Genomic DNA, 11,274 nt, shown 5'->3' with positions numbered 1-11,274 from the left:
GCTACTGTCGCAGGAAATCCAATAATGGCGTAATGAACTGCGGATAGGCTTCTATATGAGGCAGATGTCCTACGTTATCCACCCGCACCAGTTTGGCGTGTGGGATTCTTTTTGCTGCATTTTGTCCTAATTGCGGATAGTTTCCTAATGTTTTACGGACGGACTCAGGCACGCTGGCTTTGCCCAGCGCTGTACGGTCGCGCTGCCCGATAATAAGCAGGGTAGGGGCTTGGATGTTTTCGAATTCATAGAATACCGGCTGGGTAAAGATCATATCGTAGGTCAGGGCGTTATTCCAGGCTACGACAGGATAATCCGGGCTGGAGGTATTGCTGGCAAGGAGCGCAGCCCACTTTTCAAATGCCGGCGTCCATTTGCCGGCATAATAGCTATCCATCTGGTATTGCTTAATCTTTTCATAGTTCTGGTTTAGTTCAGTCTGGTACCATTTATCTACCGATTGGTAGGGCACTTTCACTTTCCAGTCTTCCAGTCCGATAGGATTTTCCAGAATAAGTTTCTCTGTCATTTCCGGGTACATCAGTGCGAACCTGGTGGCCAGCATGCCGCCCATAGAGTGGCCCAATACGGCCAGTTGTGGTATCTGGAGTGAGTCCAGCAGTGCTTTGGTGTTCTGTGCCAGTAACTGGAAGCTATATTGGAGGTGTTTTGGCTTGGAAGATTTACCGAAGCCTATCTGGTCGGGGATGATCACCCGGTAGCCGTTTTTGCTGAGATCTTTTGCTGTTTGTTCCCAGTAGGCGCCGTTGAAGTTTTTGCCGTGCAGGAGCATAATCACTTTGCCATTGGGCTGGGTGGGCTTTACATCCATGAAGGCCATCTGTAGCGTGTCTCCTTGAATATGAAGTTCCAGGAAATGTACCGGGAAAGGGTAGGTGTAGGTGGATAACATGGCATCCTGGGCAGTAATTGTTTGTGCCAGGGAATTATTAATAGTCAGAATGGTGGATAAGACCAACAGCAAACTCATCAACTTTTGTCTCATGGTACCGCTTGTTAATGTAGGGGAATTGAATGTTTTACAAAGCTATCGGATTATGTGATGTCAGTATGAAATTTATATGAATTCTACGTTTAAAAGGCTGATTATAAAACAATTACAAGGGTAAAAGTGTACTTTACCAAATGATTACATTTATTTAAAGGAGTATTCCTTCAATCTCGCAAGGTTTTCGTACCTTTGCGCCTTCTTTTTGTGGCTATTAGCGTAAAATTAGTTAATGGCTGATAGCTAAAGACATAAGTATATGAATATTCGTAATATTGCTATTATTGCACACGTAGACCACGGTAAAACTACTTTGGTTGACAAGATCCTTCATCAGACCAACGTATTTCGTGCGAATCAGGAAAGCGGTGAGTTGATCATGGATAGTAATGATCTCGAAAGAGAGCGTGGTATCACTATCTTCAGTAAGAATGCTTCTGTTGAGTATAAGGGTACCAAAATTAATGTGATCGATACTCCGGGCCACGCCGACTTCGGTGGTGAGGTTGAGCGCGTATTGAAAATGGCTGATGGTGTTATCCTGTTGGTGGATGCCTTCGAAGGACCTATGCCACAGACACGTTTCGTACTGCAGAAAGCGTTACAGTTGAACCTGAAACCAATTGTTGTTATCAACAAAGTGGATAAGGCTAACTGTCGTCCTGATGAGGTGCATGATGCAGTATTCGAATTGTTCTTCAACCTGGATGCAAATGAAGAGCAGCTGAACTTCCCAACCTTCTACGGTTCTGGTAAGAATGGCTGGTTCAACAATTCATTGACTCAGTGTGATGATATCACTCCACTGATGGATGGTATCCTGGAATATGTTCCGCAACCTAAAACTCCGGAAGGAAACCTGCAAATGCAGATTACCTCACTGGATTACTCTTCTTTCCTCGGCCGTATTGCAGTAGGTAAAGTAACCCGTGCTTCTATTGAAGAAGGACAGTGGATTACCCTGATGCAGGCTGATGGTACTGCTAAGAGACAGAAAGTGCGTGAGCTTTATATATTTGAAGCATTAGGTAAAAGAAAAGTAGCGAAAGTATTCGCTGGCGATATTTGTGCAGTTGTTGGTATTGAAAACTTCAACATTGGTGATACTATTGCAGATGGTGAAGAGCCGGAAGCATTACCAGTTATCAGTGTGGATGAGCCAACCATGAACATGATGTTTGGTATTAACAACTCTCCTTTCTTCGGTAAGGATGGTAAGTTTGTAACCAGCCGTCACCTGCGTGATCGTTTGATGAAAGAAACTGAAAAGAATCTGGCATTGCGTGTACAGGATACAGACAGTGCTGATAGCTTTATGGTTTATGGTCGTGGTATCCTTCACTTAGGCGTATTGATTGAAACTATGCGTCGTGAAGGTTACGAGCTGACTGTAGGACAGCCACAGGTAATCGTTAAACACATCGATGGTAAGAAATGTGAGCCTTATGAAACCCTGGTAGTGGATGTTCCGCAGGAGTTTGCAAGTAAGGTGATTGATCTGGTAACCCGTCGTAAAGGTGAGATGCTGATCATGGAAACCAAAGGTGAAATGCAGCACCTGGAATTTGAAATTCCTTCACGTGGTCTGATCGGTTTACGTACTCAGATGCTGACTGCTACTGCTGGTGAGGCTGTAATGGCACACCGTTTCAACGATTATAAAGCGTGGAAAGGTGCAATCCCTGGCCGTAACAACGGTGTGTTGATCGCTAAAGAAGCTGGTTCTACTACTGCTTACTCTCTGGATAAATTACAGGATAGAGGATTTTTCTTCGTTGATCCGGGAGAAGAAGTCTACAAAGGCATGATCATCGGTGAGAACAACAAACCTGGTGACCTGGTAGTTAACCCTAACGAGGGTAAAAAACTGACCAACATGCGTGCAAGTGGTACTGACGGTGCTTCCAACATTGCGCCTAAAACCCTGATGACACTGGAAGAATGTATGGAGTATATCCAGCATGATGAGTGCATCGAGGTTACGCCTAACAATATCCGTATGCGTAAATCAATACTGGATGAAGAAGAGCGTAAGAGAACTGCAAAAAGCATGAAAGCAGAAGCTTAATCAGCTGAAGTTTAAAATATATAACCGGTGGAGGAGATATCCTTCACCGGTTTTTTTATGCGTACAAATTGAACGGGGATGTTGTGGCACCTCTGGTGCCACAACATCCCCGTTCAGCATTGGCAGATCCTGCGGCATCTGCCAATGCTGAACGGCTAATATGATCTTATATAGCAGTCTGCCAACGGAGAGGGGGAATACTGGATAGTGGTGAATTAGAAAGGATACAAAACAAAAATCCCCGCCCAGGAAAAGGCAGGGATGTGCATACTAACCCAATGCTTACTAAAACTAAAACGATCTTTAAGTTAATGGTCGTTGCTTATTTCGATTGATCGATTGCCTGATATACCTGTTGCATTTTGGGGTTAACAATCGGGGGGCTTTATTACAGGTATATCAGACAATTGATACTGTTTCATTGTCATTGCTCCAATGAAAATATCGGGCTTCGACGTTTAACTGATATTTTATAGATATCTCTATTTTTTTAGATACAGATATCTGATTATTTTATCTGAATAACAGGCAATAGCTGTCCGGTACTGCTTTCGCAGATGTAAAATGACGTTACTGAACGACTATTGTATGTTAATGGATTTCTTTGATAATTGCTGACTGGCGGCTCATAACTAATGGCTTATGGTTGTTTATGCCTTAAGCGCTACGCCTTATGTTTTATGGTTATGATTGTGGTTACAGCGTTAAACCATAATTGATTTAACAACATATCCATATCCGCATCCCATCCGCCTGGGCATCATTAAGCTTCAGCTGCTGCTTGTTCAGCAAGTTTAGCTTTGATTTTGCCTTCAATTTCAGCAGAGAGTTCAGGATTATCCATCAGCAGTTGTTTAACCGCATCACGGCCCTGACCCAGTTTATTGCTCTCGTAGCTAAACCAGCTACCGCTTTTCTGAACGATACCGTATTCCACGCCCATATCGATGATCTCACCAGTTTTGGAGATACCATAACCGTAGATGATGTCGAACTCAGCCTGACGGAAAGGAGGAGCTACTTTGTTTTTCACTACTTTCACTTTCACACGGTTACCAATTGCTTCGTCACCGTCTTTGATCTGGCTCATACGACGGATATCCAGCCTTACAGAAGCATAGAATTTCAGTGCGTTACCACCAGTTGTTGTTTCAGGGTTACCAAACATAACACCGATTTTTTCACGTAACTGGTTAATAAAGATGCAGCAACAGTTGGTTTTAGCAATCGTAGCAGTCAGCTTACGCAACGCCTGAGACATCAGACGAGCCTGCAGACCCATTTTGCTTTCACCCATTTCACCTTCCAGCTCACCTTTTGGAACCAGTGCCGCAACAGAGTCAATTACCACTACATCTACCGCTCCGGAAAGAATCAGACGGTCAGCAATTTCCAGCGCCTGCTCTCCATGGTCTGGCTGTGAAATCAACAGCGCATCTACATCAACACCCAGTCTCTTCGCATAGCTGCTGTCAAAAGCATGTTCCGCATCTATAATTGCGCAGATACCACCTTTCTTCTGTGCCTCTGCAATAGTATGAATCGCAACAGTTGTTTTACCGGAAGACTCAGGTCCATAGATCTCTATAATCCTGCCCTTTGGAAAACCACCGATACCCAGTGCTATATCTAAGCCCAAAGAACCTGTAGAAATTACTTCCATCGGCGCTTCTGCTCTTTCTCCCATCATCATCACAGATCCCTTACCGAAATCTTTCTCAATCTTGTCCATTGTGAGGCGAAGTGCCTTCAATTTTTCTGCATTGGCTGTAGACATATAATTAGTTTTTTTACAAATTTAAATGATAAGCAAATCACTAAACTGGTCTGCTAAATTATAACTATTTTTTGATTTTCCTAAATTTTTTAGCATTTTATTTTAATTACTAAAAAAACTAGTATCTGTAGCTCGTTTCAAAGCTTATCGCTCATCAACACAACAAAGATCGCAACGCATTACGCATTGAATGTGCGTAATGATTTTTATCTCCCGAAAACTTTCCGAAAACCTGAAAAACAGGACTATAATAATAAGGGGTTAATGCTGTAAATCCTCTCTGGGCAAGACTACGCAAGAACTGCGACTAATACCGCTTTTTCAAAAAGCGTAATTATACGCTTGAGTTACAATGAAAAATTTTGGAGTTTTGTATTGTCAAGTTTAGTTGTTGAAGTTATACCCACACTGTTTGTTAGTTGTTTGTTAGCCTACCCCTTGGCCTTACATCCAACGTTACAGCCCGAAAGGCTGTAAAGGTCAACCCCAAAAACTCTTTCTTCCCCTGTTGTAAGCTCCTCACACCCGTTTCCCTGTTCTTAACAACAGAGAAACGGGCTTTTTATTTATACCACCAGCATCCAGCAGGAAGCCAGCTGCGTAATAATTCCTATACTAAAGCCAAGATAAATCTCCGCCGGCGTATGCGCCTTTAATATCATTCTGCAGGTGCCAACAATACCCGCTACCATAAAGGTAATTACCAGCGGCATAGCCACATTCATATGCATTCCCCACATCAGCGATAACAAAAATCCAATCACGCCACCCCAACCGGTAGCATGCATACTCGTCTTCCAGAAACTATTGGTAACGAATGATATAGAAATTGCCAGGAACATCCCCAGGAAAAAAGCACTATAAAACTTAGGGGCCCTGCCTTCTTCTAAAAAAGTATAAAAAGCCCAGAAATAATATATAATGATGGCCACATATGGAATAATCCTGTCGCGCTGCGTATTCAGATAAATAGACGAAATAAAGCCCAGCGTTTTTGCCAGCACCACCGTCAGCAACGGAAATAATAAGCTGATCAGTCCCACACGGAAATACAGCAGGTCATACGGAAATTTCCTGCTCTCCTGCTTGAATGCCACAAAGTATTCCGGCAGTGATTGCAATAACAGGAAAGTAACCAGTAATGGAATAAACAGCGGATGCGTGATATAGGAAACTACCTGTGCAAGTAATTTCGCTCCTTTCGAAAACTCCGGCGCCTGATCTCCATTGTTGGGCTGCTGGCGACTTTCATGGTATGGTAATGCTTGATCGTGCATGTGCTGTTATAATTCTTTTCTTAATCGTGCTACAGGAATATTCAACTGCTCACGGTATTTGGCAACTGTTCTGCGTGCAATATTGTAGCCCTTGTCCTGCAACATCTTCGTCAGATGCTCATCACTCAACGGCTTACGCTTATTCTCCGCTTCTATCAGATCTGATAAAATCTTCTTTACTTCCCTGGTCGATACTTCCTCTCCACTATCTGTCGACAGCGATTCTGAGAAGAAGAACTTCAGCTTGAACGTACCAAACTCTGTTTGTACATATTTACTGTTGGCCACACGGCTGACAGTAGAAATATCCAGTCCGGTACGATCTGCAATATCTTTCAGGATCATTGGCTTCATGGTCGTTTCATCTCCCGTCAGGAAAAATTCACGCTGGTAATCCATGATAGACTCCATGGTAGACAACAACGTATGCTGGCGTTGCTTGATGGCGTCAATAAACCATTTCGCGGCATCTATCTTCTGTTTAATAAATAAAACAGCTTCTTTCTGACGCTTATCTTTTTTATCACCACGGTCATACTCCTTCAGCATCTCCCGGTAACCACCGGAAATACGTAAATCAGGCGCATTCCGGGAATTAAGGGTCAGCTCCAGTTTACCGCTGTTGTTCAAAATGAAGAAATCTGGCAATACATAGCTTTCTGCTTTGTTAAGCGTAGCATAATTGCCTCCAGGCTTGGGATTCAGACGAATGATCTGGTTGATGGACTCTTTCAGCGCCTCATCAGATAATCCCAGCGCTTTCTGTATTTTCTCGTAATGTTTCTTGGTAAACTCGTCGAAATAATTCTCCAGGATCATATACGCAGTACGTACACCCGGATCCTCCTGGGATTTACGTTTTAACTGCAATAACAGACATTCTTTCAGATCCCCGCAGCAAACACCCGGCGGATCAAACTCCTGTATCTTCTTAATCAGCTCCTTAATCTCTTCTTCGTCTGTAGATACATTCTGGGAGAAAGACAGGTCATCCACAATGGCACTTACTTCCCTGCGGAGATAACCATCATCATCGATGCTGCCGATAATTTGTTCTGCAATGGCATTCTGGCGCTCGTCCAGCTCCAGCATGCCCAGCTGACTTAATAAATGTTCATGGAAAGAGGTCTCCACTCTCACCGGGATGGTTTTGTTGCTTTCATCCGGATCAGGGTAGTTATCATCTCTTAATTTATAATCTGCTACTTCATCATCTCCGTCACTCACATATTCCGAGATATCAATATTATCATATTCAGACTCACTGCCATCCGGCTCAAAATCATCATCATCGCCGGATTCAAATTCATCCTGCTCCTTGAACTCATCTTCGTGTGCATCTTCACCATATTCCAGGGCAGGATTTTCCTCCAGTTCTTCTTTGATTCTTTCTTCCAGATTGACAGTAGGCACCTGCAGCAGCTTCATTAACTGAATCTGCTGTGGCGACAGCTTCTGTAATAACTTTTGTTGTTGTGTCTGTTTTAACATATCTCAGTCCCAATCATTTTAGCAGTGATTGGTGAATTATATTTTAAAAATTCCCTACAGGTCCAGTTCCAGCTGCTCAGGCAGCAAACGGAATGATTTCCTGTGGTAAGATGTTTCACCGTGTACCTGTATGGCCTCGCGGTGTTTCTTTGTGCCGTATCCCATATTGGTGTCCCAGCCAAAATGAGGGTGCTCCTGGTGCAATTGCTGCATGTACTCATCGCGATATGTTTTCGCCAGCACAGAAGCAGCGGCAATGGAAGCATATTTTCCGTCACCCTCAATAATACAGGCGTATGGAATATCGCCGTAGGGTGTGAACCTGTTGCCATCCACCAGGATATATTCCGGGCGTTGTACCAACTGATCCAGTGCCAGGTGCATCGCTTTAAAGGATGCTTTCAGGATATTAATCTTGTCAATCTCCACATTATCAACACTGGCAACTGCATAACAGATAGCTTTTTTCTCTATTATCTTTCTCAGTTTATCCCTGTCCGTAGCTTTCATCTGCTTGGAATCATTCAGCAAAGGATGCTTGAAATTGGCCGGTAATATTACCGCCGCCGCAAATACGGGTCCTGCGAGGCACCCGCGTCCGGCTTCATCACAGCCAGCTTCGTAGAATAAATCCTGATATCGAGTTAGTAGCAAAGTTCAATCGGTTAAGCCGGGTAAAATTACATGAATAATCGACAAGGAACAAGCTCCCGGCCCGTGCTATTTGAACAGGTCTTTGAAATCGTGCTTAAAATCAGCCCATAGCTTTTCAGATTTTTTTCCAAATTCATCTGCCGCTTTTTTGGTGCTGTCCCATTTCTCAGCACTGGCCTGTTTTACATCCTCGATTTCCTGCTGCATCTGTAATTTCAATTCTTCCAGTTTCTTTCTGGCTTCCAGACTTTTTTTATCACCTTTTTTCTTTAATTCATCAGCCGCCTTGTCTAATTCAGCAATCCTGTCATTCAGGGTGTCTATCGTCTGTTTTTTCTGCTCCTGCAGATAATCACCCGCATTATTTGCTGCTGATTTTAAATTGTCGCCTGCCTGTTGCAGGTCACTCTTAACAGAATCCTTTTTCTCTTCCTGGGTAGTACCGGAATGGCAGGAAACAAGTGCCGCGATTCCAAATACGAAAAATAGTTTATTCATATACTACAGGTTTTAAAGAATTTATCCTGATTCACAGGGGATTTATAATAATTGGCATGGCCATTTGAAGCTCCCATAATCAAAACATATTCCAGTTTTTTATTTTGATACACATTTTTGATGATTTTATTTGGAGAGATCCCCTGCATTTAGCCGTCAATAACTGTTTCCTGCTGCTTATAACGAAAAAAAAGCCTAGGTTTGAGGTCCTTAAAAATAAATCTGCACAAACTATGAGAAAACATCTAGTGGTTTTGCTCCTCCTGATGGCCTTCAGTATTAAATGGGCCAAAGCGGATGAGGGCATGTGGCTTCCCTATTTGCTGGGGCAGCAGACGTATAACGATATGGTGAAAAGAGGCCTCAAACTGACGAAGGATCAACTGTACAGCATCAACAAAGCGTCCATCAAAGATGCAATCGTAATTTTTGGTGGTGGCTGTACCGGTGAAATAGTTTCCAACGAAGGGCTGATCTTCACCAATCACCACTGCGGCTATGATGCAATCGCTTCTGCCAGCTCAGTAGAACATAACTACCTCAAAAATGGCTTCTATGCCCAGAACAAACAACAGGAAATTACTTCTCCGAAGTTATCTGTTCAGTTCCTGGTAAAGGTAGATGATGTTACCAAACAGGTAGAAGACGTTGTAAAAGGTCTCAATGGCGCCGAAAGAGCCAAAAAAGAACAGGAAATTTATGCCGATATCATCGCTAAAGCTACTAATGGCAACGGTTACGAAGCAAAAGTAGTTCCGATGTTCAAAGGCAACCAATACCTGCTCTTCGTTTACGAACGCTATACAGATGTCCGCCTCGTTGGCGCTCCACCTGAAAGCGTTGGTAAATTCGGTGGCGATACCGACAACTGGGAATGGCCACGTCATACCGGCGATTTCTCCATCTTCCGCGTATACGCCAACAAAGATGGTAAACCAGCTCCATATTCTGCAGAAAACGTTCCGCTGAAACCTAAACATTTCCTGCCGGTTTCCATAAAAGGAATCAAAGAAAATGATTATGCCATGATCTTTGGTTATCCTGGTGGTACCAACCGTTACGAAACTTCTTACGGTGTGGAGCTGAAAACTACTGTGGAAAACCCTTCTGTTGTTAATCTCCGCGACGTGCGCCTGAAAGCAATGTTCGAGCAGATGAAGAAAGACCCTGCAGTTAAACTGCAACTGGCTTCTTCCTATGCCGGCATCGCTAACTACTGGAAATTCTTCGACGGCGAAACCAAACAGCTGGAAAAATACCACGTACTGGATGAAAAAAGAAAACAGGAAGCTGCTTTTATTAAATGGGCGCAGGACAAACCAGAGTTTGCCGGCGTATTTAATGACTATGCTGCTGCCTATAAAGCCTGGAGCCCTTATGCAAAAGGCCGTATATACCTGACCGAAGGTGTACTGGGTTCTCCGGTAGCTGCCTTTGCTGGTTCCCTGACAGGTCTGGAAAGAGCACTGGCAACTGCCAATGTTCCTAAAGAAACTTTACAGCAGGCGATCGAAGCAGCTAAAGCAGCAAGAACAAATTTCCTCGCTGCTGAAAATAAACCAAGCGATCAGAAAATCCTGGCAGCTACCTGTCATATGTTCTACACTGATATCCCTAAAGATCAGCAACCAGGCGGTTTCTATGATGAGCTGAAAGCGAAATATGGTCCGCTGGATGAAGATAAAACCTATAACATGTGGGCAGCTAATCTCATGGCTAACACCATGATTTTCAACGATGCCAAATGGAATGCCTTCATCGCTAACCCGGATGCAGTAACGCTGCAGAATGATCCTGCTTTTGCCTATGCAAGCGCATTCCTGAAAAACTATCAGGGTAAATACCTGCCGCTGTACCAGCAGTTTGTTGCTAAAAACAATGACCTGGGCCGCGAATACCTGAAAGGTGTAATGCAAATGCAGCCTAACGCCAACAGATACCCGGATGCAAACTTCACCATGCGCGTATCTTACGGCCAGGTGAAACCTTACTCTCCGCGTGATGCCGTTAACTACGACTACGTATGTACGATGAAAGGGGTTATCGAGAAATATGTTCCTGGTGATTATGAATTCGATCTGCCGGCAAACTATGTAGACCTCTATAACAAAAAAGATTTCGGTCAGTATAAAGATGCGAAACGTAATGATGTCGTAGTTTGCTTCATCACTACCAACGATATCACCGGCGGTAACTCTGGTTCCCCGGTAATCAACGCTAACGGTGAACTGATCGGTCTGGCCTTCGATGGTAACTACGAAGCACTCAGCCACAAAATCCAGTTCGACTCCAACTACAACCGTACTATCTGTGTAGATGTACGCTATGTACTGTGGTGCATCGAAAAACTGGGTGGTGCTAAAAATATCATCAACGAGTTGAAACTGGTAAAATAGTTTCAGTCTTTAATAAAACTGAAGCCCGTCTCTACGCAGTAGAGGCGGGCTTTTTATTTCAAACATTTTCGTTTTATGCGGTGTTAATCACGGAGACAATCATC

At 43.5% G+C, this 11,274-nt stretch carries 8 protein-coding genes; 2 read left to right on the top strand and 6 right to left on the bottom strand.

What is annotated here, in order from left to right:
* Window position 1: 1 nt before the first annotated feature.
* Window positions 2-1,006: an alpha/beta fold hydrolase gene (locus tag F3J22_RS02410; protein ID WP_167013934.1), complete on the bottom strand. Its 1,005-nt coding sequence runs from the start codon at window positions 1,004-1,006 to the stop codon at window positions 2-4.
* 262 nt (window positions 1,007-1,268) lie between these two features.
* Here F3J22_RS02410 and typA point away from each other — a divergent pair, with 262 nt between their 5' ends.
* Window positions 1,269-3,077 carry a translational GTPase TypA gene (gene typA / locus F3J22_RS02405; RefSeq protein WP_167013932.1) on the top strand — a complete coding sequence of 603 codons (1,809 nt, stop codon included), beginning with the start codon at window positions 1,269-1,271 and terminating at the stop codon, window positions 3,075-3,077.
* Between the two features lie 763 nt (window positions 3,078-3,840).
* Here the strand turns inward: typA and recA are convergent.
* The 5 genes from recA to F3J22_RS02380 all read right to left on the bottom strand — a co-directional run bounded on the left by recA (window position 3,841) and on the right by F3J22_RS02380 (window position 8,774).
* Window positions 3,841-4,854, bottom strand: a complete 1,014-nt coding sequence (gene recA, locus F3J22_RS02400; protein WP_167013930.1) for a recombinase RecA — start codon at window positions 4,852-4,854, stop codon at window positions 3,841-3,843.
* Between the two features lie 566 nt (window positions 4,855-5,420).
* Window positions 5,421-6,131, bottom strand: a complete 711-nt coding sequence (locus F3J22_RS02395; RefSeq protein ID WP_167013929.1) for a hypothetical protein — start codon at window positions 6,129-6,131, stop codon at window positions 5,421-5,423.
* 6 nt (window positions 6,132-6,137) lie between these two features.
* A complete protein-coding gene (gene rpoN, locus F3J22_RS02390; RefSeq protein WP_167013927.1) occupies window positions 6,138-7,622 on the bottom strand; it encodes an RNA polymerase factor sigma-54 in 1,485 nt (494 codons plus the stop codon).
* Window positions 7,623-7,676: 54 nt separating this feature from the next.
* Complete coding sequence (locus F3J22_RS02385) at window positions 7,677-8,276, bottom strand: ribonuclease HII (protein ID WP_167013925.1); 600 nt, start codon at window positions 8,274-8,276, stop codon at window positions 7,677-7,679.
* A gap of 66 nt (window positions 8,277-8,342) precedes the next feature.
* On the bottom strand, window positions 8,343-8,774 hold the full coding sequence (locus F3J22_RS02380; protein ID WP_167013923.1) for a hypothetical protein: 432 nt from the start codon (window positions 8,772-8,774) through the stop codon (window positions 8,343-8,345).
* A gap of 233 nt (window positions 8,775-9,007) precedes the next feature.
* Here F3J22_RS02380 and F3J22_RS02375 point away from each other — a divergent pair, with 233 nt between their 5' ends.
* Window positions 9,008-11,170, top strand: coding sequence for a S46 family peptidase (locus F3J22_RS02375; RefSeq protein WP_167013921.1), 2,163 nt, complete (start codon window positions 9,008-9,010; stop codon window positions 11,168-11,170).
* Window positions 11,171-11,274: the final 104 nt, after the last annotated feature.

It is taken from the genome of Chitinophaga sp. Cy-1792, from assembly GCF_011752935.1.
Taxonomy (GTDB): domain Bacteria; phylum Bacteroidota; class Bacteroidia; order Chitinophagales; family Chitinophagaceae; genus Chitinophaga.
Note: the sequence above shows the minus strand (reverse complement) of the source record. Positions and strands in the feature narration are given on the sequence as shown.